The sequence below is a fragment of the Bacteroides reticulotermitis JCM 10512 genome (assembly GCF_000517545.1).
Lineage (GTDB): Bacteria > Bacteroidota > Bacteroidia > Bacteroidales > Bacteroidaceae > Bacteroides > Bacteroides reticulotermitis.
The window spans coordinates 65,650-86,107 of the sequence record NZ_BAIV01000023.1; the positions used below are offsets into that span (position 1 = coordinate 65,650).

12 protein-coding genes and 3 pseudogenes are annotated in these 20,458 nt (G+C 44.3%); 11 read left to right on the forward strand and 4 right to left on the reverse strand.

Annotation, left to right across the window (positions count from 1 at the left end; translation table 11 throughout):
- Positions 1–145 precede the first annotated feature (145 nt).
- From JCM10512_RS13975 to JCM10512_RS23100, 10 genes and pseudogenes are all read left to right on the forward strand, one after another.
- A complete protein-coding gene (locus JCM10512_RS13975) occupies positions 146–1,129 on the forward strand; it encodes an aldo/keto reductase (protein ID WP_044164017.1) in 984 nt (327 codons plus the stop codon).
- Between the two features lie 148 nt (positions 1,130–1,277).
- Positions 1,278–2,123: a helix-turn-helix domain-containing protein gene (locus tag JCM10512_RS13980; protein ID WP_317168520.1), complete on the forward strand. Its 846-nt coding sequence runs from the start codon at positions 1,278–1,280 to the stop codon at positions 2,121–2,123.
- Between the two features lie 86 nt (positions 2,124–2,209).
- Positions 2,210–2,779, forward strand: a complete 570-nt coding sequence (locus tag JCM10512_RS13985; RefSeq protein WP_044164022.1) for a flavodoxin — start codon at positions 2,210–2,212, stop codon at positions 2,777–2,779.
- A 32-nt stretch (positions 2,780–2,811) separates the two neighbouring features.
- A complete protein-coding gene (locus tag JCM10512_RS13990; RefSeq protein ID WP_044164077.1) occupies positions 2,812–4,335 on the forward strand; it encodes a 4Fe-4S binding protein in 1,524 nt (507 codons plus the stop codon).
- A gap of 12 nt (positions 4,336–4,347) precedes the next feature.
- A complete protein-coding gene (locus tag JCM10512_RS13995) occupies positions 4,348–5,754 on the forward strand; it encodes an aldo/keto reductase (protein WP_044164025.1) in 1,407 nt (468 codons plus the stop codon).
- A 6-nt stretch (positions 5,755–5,760) separates the two neighbouring features.
- Positions 5,761–6,185 (forward strand): annotated as a pseudogene (locus JCM10512_RS14000) (DUF1893 domain-containing protein).
- A gap of 17 nt (positions 6,186–6,202) precedes the next feature.
- Positions 6,203–8,080, forward strand: coding sequence for a TonB-dependent receptor plug domain-containing protein (locus tag JCM10512_RS14005; RefSeq protein ID WP_052517230.1), 1,878 nt, complete (start codon positions 6,203–6,205; stop codon positions 8,078–8,080).
- Between the two features lie 18 nt (positions 8,081–8,098).
- On the forward strand, positions 8,099–8,611 hold the full coding sequence (locus tag JCM10512_RS14010; RefSeq protein WP_044164027.1) for a hypothetical protein: 513 nt from the start codon (positions 8,099–8,101) through the stop codon (positions 8,609–8,611).
- Positions 8,612–8,616: 5 nt separating this feature from the next.
- A complete protein-coding gene (locus tag JCM10512_RS23095) occupies positions 8,617–9,351 on the forward strand; it encodes an aldo/keto reductase (protein ID WP_200869105.1) in 735 nt (244 codons plus the stop codon).
- Positions 9,342–9,758, forward strand: coding sequence for a 4Fe-4S dicluster domain-containing protein (locus tag JCM10512_RS23100; protein ID WP_200869106.1), 417 nt, complete (start codon positions 9,342–9,344; stop codon positions 9,756–9,758). The genes JCM10512_RS23095 and JCM10512_RS23100 overlap by 10 nt, the downstream gene beginning before the upstream one ends.
- Positions 9,759–10,522: 764 nt before the next feature.
- Here JCM10512_RS23100 and JCM10512_RS14020 read toward each other — a convergent pair.
- Together JCM10512_RS14020 and JCM10512_RS14025 are read right to left on the reverse strand one after the other, a co-directional pair.
- A complete protein-coding gene (locus JCM10512_RS14020; protein ID WP_044164029.1) occupies positions 10,523–11,419 on the reverse strand; it encodes a LysR substrate-binding domain-containing protein in 897 nt (298 codons plus the stop codon).
- A 19-nt stretch (positions 11,420–11,438) separates the two neighbouring features.
- Positions 11,439–12,025: pseudogene (locus tag JCM10512_RS14025) on the reverse strand (DUF6621 family protein).
- A gap of 374 nt (positions 12,026–12,399) precedes the next feature.
- Between JCM10512_RS14025 and clpB the strand changes: the two are divergent.
- Positions 12,400–14,986: pseudogene (gene clpB, locus JCM10512_RS14030) on the forward strand (ATP-dependent chaperone ClpB).
- A gap of 275 nt (positions 14,987–15,261) precedes the next feature.
- Here the strand turns inward: clpB and JCM10512_RS14035 are convergent.
- Entirely contained in the window at positions 15,262–16,353 is a 1,092-nt protein-coding gene (locus JCM10512_RS14035; RefSeq protein WP_044164031.1) for an OmpA family protein, read from the reverse strand.
- Positions 16,354–16,440: 87 nt separating this feature from the next.
- Positions 16,441–20,112: a coiled-coil domain-containing protein gene (locus JCM10512_RS14040; protein WP_044164033.1), complete on the reverse strand. Its 3,672-nt coding sequence runs from the start codon at positions 20,110–20,112 to the stop codon at positions 16,441–16,443.
- Positions 20,113–20,458 lie beyond the last annotated feature (346 nt).

Sequence of the window (20,458 nt, forward strand, 5' to 3'; positions counted from 1 at the left end):
TTAGATTAAATTAAATGTAAAATAGGCAGATAGCTAAACGATTTATCGAAATTGTTTGTTTTAAACAAGTTATAGTTTGAATCGCGAAAGTGCATAAGTTCATCTATTCGTACCTTTGTATCTATCTAAAATAAATAGCAACATTATGGAAACAAGAAAATTAGGCAATAACCTCGAAGTATCAGCAATCGGGCTGGGATGTATGGGGATGAGTTTTGCATACGATCCAATACCCGATAGAAAAGAGATGATCTCACTGATTCATTCAGCCTATGAGGCCGGAGAAAGATTCTTTGACACAGCCGAAGTATACGGTCCTTATACAAACGAAGAGTTACTGGGTGAAGCTTTGGCCCCATTTCGAAGCAAAGTTGTGATAGCTACTAAATTCGGTTTTAAAATAGTTGAAGGAAAGCAAGCCGGATTGGACAGCCGCCCTGAGCATATCCGTAAGGTAGTTGAAGAGTCATTGAAAAGACTGAGAACCGATTATATCGACCTGTTATATCAGCACCGCGTTGATCCGAATGTTCCGATTGAAGACGTTGCCGGAACCGTGAAAGATTTAATTCAAGAAGGCAAAGTAAAACACTTCGGTCTTTCGGAAGCCGGTGTAAAGACGATACGCCGTGCTCATGACATACAGCCCGTTACTGCGTTGCAAAGTGAATATTCACTTTGGTGGAGACATCCCGAGCAAGAATTAATCCCCGTATTGGATGAACTGGGAATTGGCTTTGTACCCTACAGCCCGCTGGGAAGAGGCTATCTGACCGGTAGTCTGAATGCCGGAACAACGTTTGGTAAAGGAGACTTCCGGAATTTTCTTCCACGATTTACACCGGAAGCATTAGCTGCCAATCAAGCCATTGTAGATCTGCTCCAATCGATAGCCAACGAGAAAGAAGCGACTCCCGCACAAATAGCATTAGCCTGGTTACTAGCTCAAAACTCCCGAATCGCTCCTATTCCGGGAACGACCAAGTTACATCGTTTGAAAGAGAATTTAAAGGCGGCCGACATCCAATTAACAGCAGAAGATTTGGCCAAGATTAATGAAGCAAGTGCCCGAATAAGTCTAACAAAAGACCGATATCCGGAAGAACTGGAGCGGACAACCGGAATCTAAATACACAAAAAAATTAAAAAGTAAGGGTGCATACACATGTATCCTTACTTTTTTTAATAAAGTTTCGTATATTTAGAAGCAAATTTCACTAAACATGATAGAAAGCCTTACCGATTTTTATAAAAGGATTAATAACAACAGCCCAGTTATGCCAAACGCTAACGAGGAATATGTAGATGTGTCACCTAATAAATGCCATATAGGCAAAACATCTTTCAGCTACCGTGACTTCTATAAAGTCGCTCTCGTGCTCGACATTGGCAAATTATATTATGCCGATAAGTGGATCATGGTAGACCGCCCGGCCATTCTTTTTTCCAATCCGCTGATTCCTTATGCCTGGGAAGCCATTGAAGCCGGAAAAGAGAGAGGAATATATTGCATCTTCAATGAGTTCTTTCTCAAAACCAGTGACCGTAACAGTTCGCTGGCCGAATCTCCCCTACTCGATATTACGAAAGAACGGATTTATTTTCTGGACGACTCCACAGTTGAGAGGGTTCAGGAGTTATTCAGAAAGATGGAAGAAGAGTTTCATTCGAGCTACGCGGGGAAGTCCGACATTCTCCGCAGCTATCTCCACATCATTATTCACGAAGCGATGAAGTTACAAACGAAAAGCGTTTATCTTCCTCAGAAAAATGCCGGACAACGCACCGCCGAACTATTTCTAACACTGCTGGAAAGACAGTTTCCGGTTGAAATACCCCAACGTGCTCTTACACTTAAAACGGCAAACGATTATGCCGAGCGCTTGTCTGTACACGTTAACCACCTGAATCGGGTCGTGAAATCGACTACCGGAAGAACAACCTCCACCTTGATTACACATCGCATTGTGCAGGAGGGCGTGCAGTTGCTTCAACACTCCAGTTATTCAGTAGCCGAAATCGCTTACGCGTTAGGCTTTGAAGAGCCGGCATCTTTCAGTAATTTTATTAAGAAACATACAAATATATCTCCAACAGCGCATAGAACCTTACAAGCGGTTTGATTTGAACAAGTATTGGTTTGATTGGCAATGATAAAAATAAATACATCCGCCTATTTTTGCAACATAGTAATCAAAGAACTATAGACATGAAAACAAAATCTTTATTATTGCTCATTATTATTATGTTATTTGCCAATGGAACCAACAGTTATGCTCAATCCGCCAAAGGAAATCAGAAAATCCTGATAGCATACTACTCGCTACGCAATGGAAACACCCGCATCGTAGCCGAACAGATTCAAAAGAATGTAGGAGGTGATATCTTCCGAATCGAAACCGTCAACGCCTACCCCAGTGTCTACAACGACGTGACCAGTCAGGCCAAGAAAGAACTCCAATCCGGTTATCGTCCGCCGCTTAAAAGTAAGGTTAAGGATTTCGACCAATATGACATTATCTACCTGGGATCTCCCAACTGGTGGAATACAATTGCTCCGGCTGTGATGACATTTCTGGAAGGTTATAATTTCGGGAACAAAACGATTGTGCCTTTTATCACACACGAGGGTAGCCGCCTAGGTGCCAGCGTCACCGATATAAAGAAACTGACACCACAAGCTAACGTACTGAAAGGGCTTCCAATTCGTGGCGGATCGGTAAACGATGCGATGTCCGATGTGCAACAATGGCTGAGAGAACTTAAAATGATAAAATAAATTGCTTAACTTCTAATACAGTAACGAGAATGATGCTACGAAAGGTTCGGATTCTAATTGCAAGCCTGTTTTTCTTTCTATTAACCTTGTTGTTCCTCGATTTCACCGGAACACTTCATGCGTGGTTAGGCTGGATGGCCGAAGTACAACTTATACCTGCTATATTGGCAGTGAATGCAGGTGTACTGATTGTTTTAATTCTTCTAACCTTCATCTTCGGGAGGTTATATTGTTCGGTGATATGCCCTTTGGGGATCTTTCAGGATTTGATATCCAGCATATCCGGAGTCCGGAAAGGAAAGAAAAACCGCTTTCGTTACTCCCGAGCCAAATCGTGGCTGCGTTATGGAGTATTAGGACTCTTTGTAATCGCACTCTTCGCAGGCATCAGTAGCATCGTATCTCTGCTCGATCCGTATGCAGCCTACGGGCGTATCGCTTCCGGCATGTTTGCACCTCTATATAGATGGGGCAATAATCTGTTGGCCATGGCGGCCGAAAGCATCGGAAGCTACGCCTTTTACTCCACCGAAGTGTGGATGAAAAACTGGATTACCTTCGGCGTGGCAGCACTCACCTTGTTCATTATCGGATTGCTGGCCTGGCGACATGGACGCACCTATTGCAACACCATTTGTCCCGTAGGCACCACCCTCGGTTTGCTATCGAAAGTATCGATATTCAAACCCGTTTTCAACACCGATAAGTGCAACAGCTGCGGACTCTGTGCCCGCAATTGCAAGTCAGCCTGCATGGATGTAAAAAGCCACCAGGTAGATTACAGCAGATGTGTCACCTGTTTCAACTGCATAGACAAATGCAAAACGGGAGGGATTAAATATGTTCCAACCATACCGGGAAAGATAAATAAAAGACAGACAACCGGCTCCGAAGCTAAAATATCGGATAACTCAAACGCGACGAAAGACCTCTCCCGCCGGAACCTGCTGACGCTATTGGGAACAATTGCCCTATCCGGCCTGGCCAAAGCGCAAGAAAAGCATGTAGACGGCGGATTGGCAACTATTGAAGACAAGAAGATTCCCGACCGAAAGACATCCGTTTTACCTCCCGGCGCATCAGCCGCACAAAACATGAAGGCACATTGCACCGCCTGTCAATTGTGCGTGTCAGCCTGCCCCAACGATGTGCTACGTCCATCAAGTCGGTTGGAAACGTTCATGCAACCGGAAATGTCTTTTGAAAGAGGATATTGCCGACCGGAATGCGTAGAGTGCTCGCAAGTCTGTCCCGCCGGCGCCATTAAACCGATAACTCCGGCCGACAAAACGGCGGTATCTATCGGGCAGGCGATATGGATTAAGGACAATTGTGTGGTAAACACGGACGAGGTACAATGTACAAACTGTGAACGCCATTGCCCCACAGGTGCTATTACATTAGTCAGCCGTGATCCTCAATACAGCGATTCGCTCCGGATACCGGTAGTCGATAAAGAACTCTGCATCGGATGCGGAGCTTGCGAGAACTTATGTCCTGCACGTCCGTTCAGTGCCATTTATGTAGAAGGTTATATCCGGCACCACGCAGTGTAAAAAAGTAAAAGTATGGAAAAGAAAAACCGAAAATCAATTAACCGCCGGAGCTTTCTCAAAGCATTAGGTACCGGATCTGTTATTACAACAGCCGCCATATACGGGTGCAAGCCGACTAATAAAGTCTCAGCAGAAGGAGGTTACGTAGGCGAAGTACCTAAAGATAAAATGACTTATCGCATCAATCACAACACCGGCGATAAGGTTTCGCTCTTGGGATACGGATGTATGCGTTGGCCGTTGCGCCAGAAAGCCGACGGAAGTGGTGAAGAAATCGATCAAGATGCGGTCAACCAATTGGTAGACTACGCTATCGAGCATGGAGTCAACTACTTCGACACCGCTCCTCCTTATATACGGGGATGGTCGGAGAAGGCAACAGGTATAGCCCTCAAACGCCATCCACGAGAGAAGTACTTCATAGCAACCAAACTTTCTACGCAACGGGAAGATCCGAATTTACGATCACTGCAAGGTTCCACAGCTTTGTACCATCAATCCTTTAAGGAGCTGCAGGTAGACTACATAGACTATTATTTGCTGCATGCCATCGGAATGGGTGGAATGAAAGCCACCATAGACCGATTCTACGAGAACGGTATGCTTGATTTCCTAAAGAAGGAAAAAGAAGCGGGCCGCATACGCAACTTAGGGTGGTCTTATCACGGAGACATTGAAGTGTTCAACTATCTGTTGACGCAACACGACGAGGGCAAAGTACATTGGGACTTCGCTCAGATCCAGTTGAACTACATCGACTGGCTACACGCTTCGGGGTGGAATACCAACGCTCAATATCTTTTAGGTGAACTGGAAAAGAGGAACATACCCATCGTTATAATGGAGCCTCTTCTGGGTGGCCGCTTATCGCGCCTAAGTGCCGAAGCTCTGAATCTGTTGAAAGAGATTCGTCCCGAAGAGAGTGCCGCGTCATGGGCTTTTCGGTACGCCGGAACTCCCGAAAGCGTGCTTACCGTACTCAGCGGCATGGTGTATATGGAACATTTGCAAGAGAACATTCGTACCTATTCGCCCCTTGATCCGGTCAACAAAGCCGAATACAGCGCCTTGGAAAAGGTTACGGAAATCATGCTGAATGATGACTATGTACAGTGTACCGAATGTAAATATTGCATGCCCTGCCCCTACGGAGTCGATATTCCCGAAGTGTTCTCTCACTACAACCGAATCATTAGCTCGGGGAAAAGGCTGAAAAGTTCGAAGGACGATAACTACAAAGAAGCCCGGCGTGCGTTCCTCGTTGGTTACGACCGCAGTGTGCCGAAGCTCCGCCAGTCTAATCACTGCATCGGCTGTGGCATATGCAAACCCCATTGTCCGCAAACCATCGACATCCCGAATGAGATGCGACGGATCGATTTATATACCGAACAATTGAAACAACAGAGTAGCTTTTAAAATCAAATGAAAGAGATTATCGACATACTACACGAGGGCAATTACTCTTGTGTAATCAGAAACAACGATCAGATATACACATTCACACAACGAGGTGTAGCCGACTTGTATGACCTGATTAAAACCCAACCGGATTTATTGAAGGGCGCATTCCTGGCCGACAAAGTAGTAGGTAAAGGGGCAGCGCCTTAATGATTTTGGGAGGTGTGACCGAGATATACACCGATATTATCAGTCTTTCCGCCTTGATGCTACTCCGAGAAGCGGGAGTACAGGCCGACTACGGACAGGTAGTACCTTTTATCCAGAACAGAGATCAGACCGGTTGGTGTCCGGTGGAAGCTATGTGCTATAACGAAACTTCGGCGGAAGCCATATTTCCGCTCATTGAAGGATTCATTACTAAAATAAGACTCGCAAAACAATTGTAGAGCCCATCATACATAAAATGAAGAAAATCATCTATATCATTACCTTATTTATATTTCCTCAGTTCGCCTCCGGCGAGAACCAAACAGACAGCCTATCAACAAACAAGAACCATCGGCTCGGTGAAGTCGTGATTACGGGTACTCGGAATGAAACCGACGTCCGGCATCTGCCTATGACCGTTTCCGTAGTGAACAGGGACCGCATTGAAAAAAGTTATGAACAATCGCTACTGCCTGTCCTGACCGAACAAATACCCAACTTCTTTACCACCAGCCGGGGCATACTCGGTTACGGGGTTTCAGGGGGAGCGGCAGGTGGCATGACTTTGCGGGGAATCGGTGGCAGCCCCACTGCCGGACTGCTCGTCCTGATAGACGGACATCCGCAATACATGGGATTGATGGGGCATCCGATTGCCGACGCATACCAAACCATGCTTGCCGAAAAGGTGGAAGTATTGCGAGGCCCGGCTTCTGTTCTTTACGGCTCGAATGCGATGGGTGGTGTGATCAACATTGTCACCCGCAAACAGTCGGAAGATGCTATCAAGAATCATCTCCGTGTGGGCTACGGCTCGTACAACACGCTTACCACCGAAGCATCAAACAGCATCCGAAAGGGAAAGTTTACAAGCTTCGTCACCGCATCTTACAACCGTACGGACGGACACCGAAAGGATCTTAACTTCGAACAATACGGTGGATATGCCAAAGTGGGATATGATTTCAGCAACAGTTGGCATCTCTTCACCGATGTCAACGTGACGCACTTCAATGCATCCAACCCCGGAGCAATCAGTGCACCGATCCTCGACAACGATTCCCGCATTACGCGGGGAATGACTTCCGTCTCACTAGAGAATACGTATGCTCAAACATCCGGTGCTTTGAAGTTTTTCTATAACTGGGGACGCCACAAAATAAACGATGGGTATAAAGAGGCCGAGCAACCGTTGGAACACCGGTTCAACTCCAAAGATCAGATGTTGGGCATTAGTTGGTATCAGAGCGCAAGCCTGTTTGAAGGAAACCGACTCACGGTTGGCCTAGATTACCAACGGTTTGGCGGAGAAGCATGGAATCGCTTTGTGACTGACGGACATGAAGTTGAATTGTCCGACAAAACAGAAGATGAGATAGCAGCCTATGCCGACTTACGCCAAACGTTCGGACGTTTTACGTTTGATGCAGGCGTCCGGTTCGATCATCATTCCATAACCGGAACCGAATGGATTCCCCAAGTCGGCCTGTCGACCGAATTATCTCGCAGCGCAAGCTTGAAAGCAATGGTTAGCAAAGGCTTTCGCAACCCTACGATTCGGGAATTATATATGTTCAATCCGGCTAATCCCAATTTATTGCCCGAACGTTTGTGGAATTACGAACTGTCTTTCTCGCAAAGCGCATTGAACAACGCTCTCTTTTACGAAGTAAACCTCTTTTATATCAAGGGGGACAACATGATACAAACCATACGCGTGGAAGGCCGGCCGTTGAACATGAATACCGGAGAAATAGAAAACTGGGGTGTAGAGCTGCAAACGGCCTATCGGATTAACCGCAACTGGCGAGTTTCCGCTAACTACAGTTGGCTTCGGATGGTGCATCCGGTGGTTGCCGCTCCCGAACATAAACTCTATGCCGGAGCTGATTTCAGCAAAGGGCGATGGGACATTTCAACCGGAATGCAGTACATCAACGGACTGTATACCGGAAGCAATCTCGCTCAGAAAGAGAGTTTCGTGCTATGGAATGTACGAGGAAGCTATCAACTTCACAAAGCGGTAAGGTTGTTTGCCAAAGGAGAGAATCTGCTGGCGCAACGTTACGAGATAAATGCCGGTTACCCGATGCCTAAAGCCACCGTAACCGGAGGTATTAACTTGACATTTTAATAAACAAACAATATTGATATGGAAACAACTACTCTAAAACTGTACTCGTTGAGCTACAGAAGTGCTAAAACTTATTTGGCGGCGTCACTTTTCATTGTGGGCAATGTGCTGCTGCCTCAGCTTTGCCACCTGATCCCTAACGGTGGAATGACTTTGCTGCCCATTTATTTCTTCACGCTCGTCGGGAGTTATAAATACGGTTGGAAAGCCGGGTTATTGATTGCAATCTTCTCTCCGTTGGTGAACTCTGCCCTATTTGGTATGCCGATGCCGGCAGTGCTACCTGCGATCTTACTTAAATCCGTCCTGTTAGCAGGTATTGCCGGAATAGCAGCTAAAAGATTTCAACGTATCTCGCTCCCCATTCTGGCGTTGGTAGTCTTGTCTTACCAACTGATCGGTACGTTGGGCGAATGGTTTTTATCGGGAAGTTTCTTCCTGGCTATACAAGACTTCCGCATAGGCATACCGGGTATGCTACTGCAAATTATCGGAGGTTTCTTAATCATTAAACACATACTTAAAGAATAGAACAGATGGAATATCGTAACATAGGAAAAACAGGAATGGCTGCCAGTGTAATCGGACTGGGAGCGGAACATTTGGACGGCAAGCCGTATGCCGTAGTGGAAGAAACAATTCACGCGGCGTTGGAACACGACATCAACATCATCGATATCTTCATGCCGGGCGACGAAATACGGAGTAATATCGGAAAAGCACTGGGTAGCCGCCGGAAAGATATGATTATACAAGGACATATCGGTTCGGTGGATTTGAGCCAGCAGTACGACATCAGTCGGGACTTGGATACTTGCAAAAGATATTTTGAGAAACTGCTAACGAACTTGCAAACCGACTACATTGATGTAGGTATGCTCTTTTTCATGGATACGCACGAGGCGTTTCAGCAAATACAAGATAACGGAATTATAGATTATGTGTTAGAACTGAAGAAGCAAGGCGTTGTCCGTTCCATCGGCACCAGTTCGCACAATCCGGAAGTAGCCCGCAAAGTATTAGAAAGCGGTATCGTCGACTTAATGATGTTCAGCATCAATCCGGCTTTCGACATGACTCCTGCCGAGACCGATGTATTGGGAACAATCGGCAATCTGGCCGAGCAGCAATATGTAACCATCGATCCCGTGCGTGCGGAACTTTATAAGTATTGCGAACAGCAGGAAATCGCCATAACAGTCATGAAGACGCTGGGTGGCGGACGACTTTTGTCTTCCGAACACTCTCCTTTCAAGAAGCGATGTCGGTGACACAATGCATTCATTACGCGTTGACTCGTCCGGGAGTGGTAAGCACCCTCGTCGGATGTCAGTCGGCCAAACAGGTGGAAGAAGCGGTGAGCTACCTCAAAGCTACGGAAGAAGAACGAGACTATATGCATATAATCGATGGCTATCAGGGCGAACTCAGCGGAAAATGTGTTTATTGCAATCACTGTCAGCCGTGTCCCAGTGATATTGATATTGCCATGGTTAATAAGTATCTGGATATCGCAATGCTGGACACGAACAAGATCCCGCCAAGCATTAAACAACATTATCAGTCGCTATCGGCTAGCGGAGCGGATTGCATCGCTTGCGGAAGCTGTGAAGATCGGTGTCCGTTCTCCGTTCCCATCATTGAGAATATGGAACGTGCGGCTACATTGCTCGGATAAAAGAAGAAGCAGGCTGATAGAATCTCTTGGTTGGTGATGCAGATAGAGCAATGCCTCTAAGAAAGCATTCTCCTCTCTCAAGAAATGAAGCAACATATAACGAGAAGTGTACCTAAAATTGATGAGAGATCCCACAAAAATGATGAGAGATAAGTCAAAAAAGGGGCAAAAACGCGAGAAAATGATGAGAGATACCGCTTTTCAAAAGTATCTCTCATCATGTATATTACTGATTATATGATAATTAAAGAAAAATCATGAGACCATGAGAGATCAAATATTTTTTCTACTTGTAGAGGGGATGGATGCAAGTACCAAACGAAAGCGTTAGGTGAGAGAGAATCAGGCTCTCTTTCAATCGACTTCTCAACTAACAACACTTAAGTTTTCAGGCATTAACAGACTATCAGTCAAGTATTAACAATCGAAAACTCAAGTATTAACAGGCTAGTAATCGGGGTACTTCATCCAAAGACTCGGGATGCTTCAACGAAGTAACAGGGTTACCCTAACCAAGTATAAGGGTTGCCTCAATCAACTACAAGGGTCAATCCGATCAAGTACAAGGGTCAATCCAACCAACTACAACGGTCAACCCAACCAACTACAACGGTCGATCTAATCAAGTACAAGGGTCAATCCGATCAAGTACTAAGCCCGAATGCTCTTAGCTAATAACAGAAAGCCTCAACCGATTGCCGGACTTTACTTAGTAATCCGGTAATCGGTTGAGGTTTATTATGACCTTAAGGAGAAACTTTTGTTTATAAGTCTTTGCTATGATGTCCGGCAAATCGCATAAAGGCTTGTGATAGCCCACCTGCCTGACCTTGCAGTTGTACGAAGTTAAACTGGCGTTGCATCGGCATCCCTTTGATGTCGACCACCCGCAAACGTCCCGTCATTAGTTCCTGCCGGACAGAACGGATCGAAACAATTCCCATGCAATTGGTATGTTCCAAAAACAGTTTAATGCTTTCTGTGCTACCCAAATACATCAATACTTGCATAGACGAGAGTTTGAGGTTATGTTGCGACAACGCTCGCTCGAAGACATCCAAGGTTCCCGAACCTCTTTCCCGGAGCACCAACGGAATGTCCGGCAACATCTCCGGAAGTATTTCATCAGCCGTACAGAACTTATGCCGCGCATCTACCACAGCTACCAGTTCGTCTTCCAGAAAAGTCGTATATTTCAAGTTAGGCAAACGGAGAATACCTTCTACCAAGCCCAGATCAATGCGATGTTCTTGCAAAGCCATCTCAATCTCACGGGAGTTGCCATTGAGCAAAGACAGGTTGACCTTCGGATAGCCGGCAATAAACTTAGCTAGCAGTGGCGGGAGTACATATTGGGCAATGGTCGTGCTGGCTCCGAGTTTTAGTTCGCCGATGTATTCATCATGCAACAGATGCATTTCATACTCCAACTGTTTATAATCGTCCAGAATCTTATCGCTGTGCTGCAAAAGAAGTCTGCCGGCATCAGTCAGAGAGATTCGCCCGCCTTGCCGATCGAACAGACGTGTCTGATAGCATGTCTCCAGTTCCTGAATATGGCGTGTGATGGCCGGTTGACTAACAAACAGCTCTTGCGAAGCCTTCGTAAAACTCAGGTTCTTGGCCACACTCTGAAATACCTTTAAACGAAAATCGGACATGAGCGAACGATGAAATGATTTACTGAAGTTCCTCAGCTTTGATGCCGAGTGCCTGCATAATAGGGAAAGCTAGCATATCCCATTTGTATTCGATAACCGATTCGGGTTCGTCCATGCGAAACTGAATCACCTCTTTTTCTTTCACCTCATTCAAGAAGTTGGTTACCTTATGACCGTATTCTTCGTTGTAAGAGATGACCATCATCTTTTTCACATCGGCTGAATCGGCAACAATAGCCAAAAGATCCATAAACAAATCTCCCCGCGAAACCATGCCTTCCGAAGGTACGCTGGCAAACGAGTACTCCCCATAGGGCGACTGAAAGGCAACTCCATTGAGTTCGTTCTGCAAATCGGCCGGGTAACAGTTTTGTAATCGGCCCGACTCTTGATCATAAATAAAGAAGAACTGCACCTCGTTGTTTTCTCCGCTAATGCCCGCATCAAGGGTAAGGAAAGTGACTAAAGTAGAAAGGTCGATGTCTTGCAAAGGGCGTTGCAGAGTTTTCTCGAAGTAGCCTTCATATCTGTTATTACAAAGTTTAGGAAAGCAGCATCAATCAATACCACTGCTTCTGAAAGCTTTATCTGCGGTTTATCGCTCATAGTTTGTTGTTTTTATTGCGGATAAAGATACTACAATACTTTTATTTATCCACGCTTCGCGTTTTCATTTTCTATTCTTTAACCTGCCGACCGAATGACGGGAGTAGTCGTTAGAGCCAAAAGACACCGCTGCTTCGCTGCTTCACACAGCAATCAGTAAACACGGGAAACTTTTTTCTCGTTCGGAGAACACGAACTATTACTTGGCGAAGCATCCTCCTGTTAAACCGTCAGTGGTTCGGATGAGAAACAAGTCAATTTGTCTTCTAACTCCCTAGCTACCATGCTATTTTGTCACATTTTTATACTTGGCAAATCTTTTGCGCCCTTTGAAGTGTTATTAGAAATGTAAAATAAGAAAGGAGAACAACTATATGAATTTCAACAATTTTACCATTAAATCGCAAGAAGCAGTGCAAGAAGCTGTCAATTTGGTACAAAGCCGGGGACAGCAGACCATTGAGCCTGTACATATTCTGCACGAGTTAATGAAGGTGGGCGAGAATGTAACCAACTTCATTTTCCAGAAGCTAGGAATGAATGGGCAGCAGGTAGCTCTTGTGGTTGACAAACAAATTGATTCGCTACCGAAAGTTTCCGGTGGAGAACCGTATTTAAGCCGTGAGGCCAATGAAGTGTTGCAAAAAGCAACGCAATATTCAAAAGAGATGGGCGACGAATTCGTCTCATTGGAACATATTCTGTTAGCCCTGCTGACGGTTAAAAGTACCGTTTCTACAATCTTAAAAGATGCCGGAATGGTAGAAAAAGAACTACGCAGTGCGATCAGCGAATTGAGAAAAGGCGAGAAAGTAACGTCTCAATCAAGTGAAGATACGTACCAGTCGCTCGAAAAATACGCCATCAACCTGAACGAAGCCGCACGCAACGGTAAACTCGACCCGGTCATCGGACGTGATGAAGAGATACGCCGGGTGTTGCAGATTTTAAGTCGCCGTACCAAAAACAATCCGATCCTGATTGGAGAACCGGGTACCGGTAAGACGGCAATTGTGGAAGGTTTGGCTCACCGTATCCTCCGTGGTGATGTGCCCGAGAACCTGAAAAACAAACAGGTCTATTCATTAGATATGGGTGCATTGGTAGCCGGAGCTAAATACAAAGGAGAGTTTGAAGAACGCTTAAAGTCGGTGGTCAACGAAGTGAAGAAGTCGGAAGGCGACATCATTCTGTTCATCGACGAGATACATACGTTGGTGGGTGCGGGCAAAGGAGAAGGAGCTATGGATGCCGCCAATATCCTCAAACCGGCACTGGCTCGTGGCGAACTACGCTCCATCGGTGCGACAACGCTCGACGAATACCAGAAGTACTTCGAGAAGGATAAAGCTTTGGAACGCCGTTTCCAGATTGTGATGGTGAACGAACCGGATAACCTGAGTACCATCTCGATTCTTCGGGGACTGAAAGAGCGGTACGAGAACCATCATCATGTACGTATCAAAGATGATGCTATCATAGCGGCTGTCGATTTGAGTAGTCGTTACATCACCGATCGTTTTTTACCGGACAAGGCCATCGACTTGATGGATGAGCTGCCGCCAAATTACGTATGGAGGTAGATTCTGTTCCGGAAGAGTTGGATGAGATCTCTCGTAAGATCAAACAGTTGGAGATTGAGCGTGAAGCGATTAAACGCGAGAACGATAAGCCCAAACTGGAGCAAATCGGCAAGGAACTTGCTGAGTTGAAAGAACAGGAGAAATCTTACAAAGCCAAATGGCAAAGTGAGAAGACCTTGATGGATAAAATCCAACAGAACAAAGTAGAAATAGAAAACCTGAAGTTTGAAGCTGAAAAGGCAGAGCGCGAAGGTGACTATGGCAAAGTAGCGAGATTCGGTACGGCAAACTTCAGGCTCTTGACAAGGAGATTGAAGAGACACAGCAAAAGCTTCGCGAGATGCAGGGCGACAAGGCTATGATTAAAGAGGAAGTAGATGCTGAAGACATTGCCGATGTTGTTTCCCGATGGACGGGAATCCCGGTCAACAAGATGCTTCAAAGTGAAAAAGATAAATTGCTGAATCTGGAAGAAGAACTACATCAACGTGTCATCGGGCAAGACGAGGCCATTGAAGCAGTAGCTGATGCGGTTCGCCGGAGCCGTGCAGGGCTGCAAGACCCTAAACGCCCGATTGGTTCGTTTATATTCCTCGGTACGACCGGAGTCGGCAAAACAGAGTTGGCTAAAGCTTTAGCGGAATTTCTGTTCGACGACGAAAGCATGATGACTCGTATCGACATGAGTGAATATCAGGAGAAACATAGCGTTTCGCGTTTGGTCGGAGCGCCTCCGGGATATGTAGGCTACGATGAAGGTGGTCAGCTGACGGAAGCCATTCGCCGCAAACCGTATTCGGTTGTCTTGTTTGATGAGATTGAAAAAGCGCATCCGGATGTATTCAATATCTTGTTGCAAGTATTGGACGATGGACGTTTGACGGACAATAAAGGAAGGGTGGTGAACTTCAAGAACACGATCATCATCATGACTTCCAACATGGGTAGTTCGTACATCCAGAGTCAAATGGAGCGTTTGAACAGTTCCAATAAAGAACAAGTGATTGAGGAAACCAAACGGGAGGTGATGAATCTGCTGAAGAAGACCATTCGTCCGGAGTTTCTGAACCGTATTGACGAAACCATTATGTTCTTGCCATTGACAGAAGCTGAAATCAAACAAATTGTACGCTTGCAGATTCAAGGTGTACAGAAGATGCTTGCCGAAAATGGTGTCAAACTGGAGATGACGGATGCCGCATTGGACTTCTTATCACAAGCAGGATATGATCCGGAGTTTGGAGCTCGGCCGGTAAAACGTGCTATTCAGCGCTACCTGCTGAACGACTTATCAAAGAAACTGCTTGCTCAGGAAGTTGATCGCAGCCAGACCATCACCATTGATTCCGACGGTCAGGGTCTGACATTTAGCAACTAAGAGAATATATAAAAGAAGAAGCCCGTACTTTCGCAAGCGCGGGCTTCTTTTATCAGTGGGGTTTACTTTTATATAAAAATAAACCGCACTGAAGAATTGGGGAATATGTTAATTCTCAAAAAGATATTAAATCGATTGAGAACTAGGAGAACATTTCTAATAAAGGGATGAAATGTTCCCTTAACATTACAATCGAAAAGCCGGGCTTTCACAAGTGCGTACTTCTCTTATCTTCTAAAAGGGATTTCTTTAATTCCAATTAATGTATTATTATGTTATTCAGCAATACAAATACTTACCCGGTTTTCCGTAGGATTGGAATACGGTTGTACCGTATCTCCTTTGAAGTCGACAGTGATTCGGCTATCTGCAATACCTCTTGCTTTCAAAGCATCGGCTACATTTTTGGCACGAGCCATTGACAACCTCATGTTTATGCTGGCATTACCGGTGTCTTTATCCGCATATCCCGTTACGCTGACTTTGGCAGCAGGATTCTTTTCCAAGTAATCAACCAACGCAATAATCTTTGCTTGTTGGGCATCTTGGATACGAGCGGAATTCAGTGCAAAGAAAATATCTTTCTTTATCGCTTGTGGCACTACAATTTCTTTTTTAGGTTGCGGCTGCTCTACCACAGGGGTAGGCTTTTGCTCTACAACAGGTGCCGGCTCAGCTTTATAATATACCGGAGCTGTTTTCGTATCGCTTTTGCCCAGCTTGATACTCAAACCAACCAGGGCGTTAAACTGCCAGTCGCTATTACCGGCTTTCTTTGAGTTAAACTTATCAGAAAGTACATTGGCGTTGGCTTCTATATTGAAAGCCACGCGATCGCTTAAACGAAGATCACATCCCAATCCGAGACGTCCGGCAATTAAGTTCTTACTATCTTGCCATAAATACTCCATTTCGTGTGTTCTTGTATCCAGCGCATTCGCCTCGTCGTTATCAAACGCATGATTCAAACCTGCACCGGCAAAAAGATAGCCGTTAAAGACGCGCTTCGGATTGAAACCACAGAAGAGAGCACTCAAATCAGTCATTAAATCGACATTCCCCTGTATATACTTAAATTGGTAGTTTTGTTCCGGATTCACCCATCCGCCTTTAGCCTGCCATCCACTTGCACCGGCACGTACACCGAACGCAGGTGCGAACTTATATCCGAAATTAACCGCCGCTGCCGGAGAGATCAAATCTGTAAACTTTACTTCACCAACGGTGTGAGCAGCTCCTACTTGCGCTTGCATAAACCAATGGGGCTTAAAGACAGTTTTACCTTCTTCTTTAATCTGCCTGTCTTGGGCAAACACAACTACGCTATTGGTAATTAGTATAGCTATTAGTAAATTTCTTATTTTCATAAATTACATGGATTATAAAAAGGGTGCTCTAAAACTCAGAGCACCCTTTTAAATGGTATGCTTAAGAATTGAGAAAAAACTTAATTCTTATTTTACCGGGTTCACTGTAATTGTCAATTGAGAAGAAGTTGTTCCCCAACCGTAAGTTACAGTAGCCGGAATATAGATTTCAAAAGAATATCCAATCGGAGCACCTACGTTCTCATACTTAACAGTATTACCTACTTGTACTAAAGTAGCATCTGCAGGCAATTTACCGCCATTATAGGTTAAGCTAGTAGTCGCTTTCGATACATCAGCTACAATATTGCTGAAGTTTCCATAGAAATTCCAATACTGTCCGGCATTCCAGTTAGGCTGAGTCCAGCTAACTTTCGTCCATTCCCAACATCCTGAAGTTTCTCCATAGGTACTACCTTCATGAGTCGGACGACCTGTATGAACGTGTGGCTTCATCTCATATTTACCATCTACCCACTCATATACTGCAGGAACGTAGTCAATACTCTTCACATACGTGTACTCAATAGTTTGTCCCTGAGATACTTTTGATTCAACATATGTGATATCACCAACTCTGCTTGCGATTCTATGATTACTACCAAGTGTCAGCTTATATGCAGCTAATTTAGCATCAAGACCAGCTTCTACTTCTGACTTAGAAAGTTTCTTGTCGGTTATTTCGAATGTTACATTCTTATCATGAACCCAGCCTAGTATGGCAACTCTCTTTTGTTGTTCATAGACAACCTCACCAGTGTACATAGTTACCTCAGTAGTAGCAACAAATGAAACTTCACCATATTCAACATTCAATTTAGCAGGTGTTATCTCTACATAGTGTCCGTCTACATATTCAAATTCCGGTGTACATACACGCTTCCAATACGAACGAACTTTATCAACCCAACTCCAAGTCGAAGCTACAATAGCTTCATTTCTCCAGTCAGTCAACAAACCATTCCATTGGAAGTCTGCAATATCACCACCAGTTTTTGCATCCACAACAGTTACTCCGCTTGGCATATTCAAGTTCACCGGACGGATGAAGTTAACCAAGAACTCATTAACTACGAGTTCATCACCATTCTCTAGCTTATAGATATGCTGTACCTGTGCTTGCAAGCCCTTTGCACTATTCAGAGCCTTCTCAACAGCAGCATTGTTTTTCTTCAAGCAGATATCCAAATTGTTCACATAAACTCCACTCATCACAATTGATGTTGCTACACCGTTATCAAAAGTCTTAACTACTTTAAAATAATTTTCGGTGCAAGTGTTACTTGGTTTGAAACCTACCTCATATTTGCTGTATGCGGTTGGTAGAGAAGTATTAAACAGACACTCGGAAGCCGGAGATGTTTGCGTATTCGGAACCTGGACATTTACTTTGAAAGCCAGATGCTTATCACCGTCTTTTTGCCAGTAAATATCGTTCTCTGTCTTAGCAAGAGTATAAGTCGGCAATGTTACGTTAACAGTAAACTTGAAGGTTACATGAGCCGGGAATTCAGAAGAAACTAACTTGTTCTTCACAGTTACACTACCTACCAATTGAGCGCCAGAACCTACACTACCAATTTGACCATGTGTAAATTTCCAAACGATCTTCTTAGTAGCTGTTCCTGTACCTGTATCACCATCTACAACCGCAGGAGCAGTGATGCCGATAGCTTGGCCATTCTTCATTACTCCACTCTTCTCAAACTCATACATGTTCCAGAATTCTTCATGGCTCAAGCTGGTTTCTTTTCCGTTTGTAATTACACGGTATACGTTTTCACGAATATAATCTTCGTTAAGTTCGTATGTAGCTGATGTACTATTACATAGGAATACAAGGTCGTGAGAAGTACCAACAGTCAGGTCATTAGACTTGTCAACACCGATTTGTACTTTCACAAATGCACGACGTACTACGTTGTCGGATGCGTCTACCAATTCTACTTTCAGAATCGGAGTACGGCCAATAGCTTCTTTGCTAAAGTCTGTAGCTTTGAACAATCCTTCTTTCGCATCGGTACATTCAATCCATTTCTGCTGGTTTGTAGTTGTGTTACCACTCGTAATATTAAATGCACTGGTTGCTACAGAGAATTTGTATTTCAGATTGTAAGCATCAATATCAAATGCTGTATGAATACCGTTAGCCAGACAAGTTTCAATTTTTTCTTTCAGATTGAAGATTTTGTCATAAGCCATATCTATATACCAAATCTTATCTGTCTTAGCGTCGTTGAAAGTGATTGGATAATGTGCAACGTTACCTGTTGACAAAGTAGCCTTGTCAGAGATACGAACATGGTCTGCAGTCAAGAAATCATCTTCAATGCGTACATACGGTGAAGTAACTACTGCACCCGATTCGCCCGCATCAATAGCGTCTCCCTTCAGAGTTGCTTGCAAAGCAATTATATTCGCTTGACTTGATCCCGGTTGAGTAGAGTGAGCATTCAAACGAAGCAATTGGAAGTCTACCGTTCCACTAGCTACATTCAATACCGGTTCACCCTTGATTTCAACCCATTTACTAGCAGCAGCACGAGTCCCGCGAATCTCAGCCGTACGATCAATGAAACCATAATCAGCATTCTTCAATTTAAAGCTAGCCGGATTGAAATGATAACTTGCCGTAGCTAATGCAGCTGAAGAGAGCTTATAATTTGTCGGAATTGCCGAGTTTTCATTAGCAGGGATGTTTGCGTATTTCAGCGTATTGAATATGATTGCTTCAACACCACCTACGAAAGCATCCGGAGCAAATGTGATAGCTGTCAAACGACAAACAATCAAAGTATGCAGACTCGCCAGATTACCTTCAATAGCTATAATCTTATTATTGATATCTACAATATCAGCTTGAATGCCTTTAATATCTTTCTTAACAGCATCCAATTTATCTTCAATGTCACCCTTCAGTGTCTCAATGCTTGCGTTGGTAGCTTTTAAGTCTTGAGTCAGAAGTTCAACAGATGAAGTATTGGCGTCGATCAAACCTTTAAGTTCTTTCTTATCTGCCGTCAACTGATCCCATAGCTTCTGAATGTCAGCCTGAGCTGCTTCAATATCGCCTTGAGCTGTTTCAATAGCTTCTTTGTTGTCAGTAGCTAAGTCTTGAGTAGCTTCTGCATACTCCTTCAACGCCTTCAATTGGGTATCAAGGTCTACATTAGCAGCAATCAGATTGGTGATAGCATCTTGTGCACTTTCAATGGCATTCGCATTTTCTACGATTTTACCATCAATTCCCTCAACCGTATTTTGCAATGTACCCAAATCGGTCTGAATACCATTAATCTTAGCGTTAACTGCTTCAATAGCTGCATTGAAATCTGTTAGATTTACTTTTGAAGCAAGTGCGTTTTCCATAATAGTCTTCAGGTCGGCAACTTCTTTCTTAGCAGCATCAATAGCATCTGCTTTAGCTTTTGCAGCAGCAGCAATGGCCTCTTCTGCTTTCACTTTAGCCGTAGCGGCATCAGCAGCAGCAGTGTCACCGGCCGCTTTAGCAGCATCAGCAGCAATTCTAGCTTCATCAGCAGCTTTCTTAGCAGCATCAGCAGTAGACTTAGCTGCTTCAGAAGCAGTCTGCAATGTAGTCAACTGAGACTGCAAAGCGCTAATAGCACTCCCGCTTTTGTCGACTTGCTCTTGCAGACCATTGATGTCGTCATCGTAGTCTTTACAAGACGTAAATGTCCCTATAGAAGTCGCCATTAACGCTCCAAACAGGGCAACACTTAAAAATTTTTTGTTCATAATAAGAAATTAATTAATTTATAAATTAAAAAAAAATAAAATTTCACTGTTAGATATATGTGCTTCTGTTCTCATATCCTCTCCTGTATAACCTCCTTTTTTTAATACATTTTCATTTGCTCTATCTTTTACTTATTATTTGCAGCCTCCCTAATAACCCTTTAAGAATACCTGGGAAGCTGCATTATATTTCTGATTCATACTAAAAACATTCAAATAACGGAACATAAAAATTCCGGCTTCTCCCCGTTACTTCGTAGGTAACGGGAAAGCCTTTACACCTATCTGCTGGAAGCAGAATACATGAGATACTAAAAGAAAAACATAAAAAGTATTTTACCCCTGC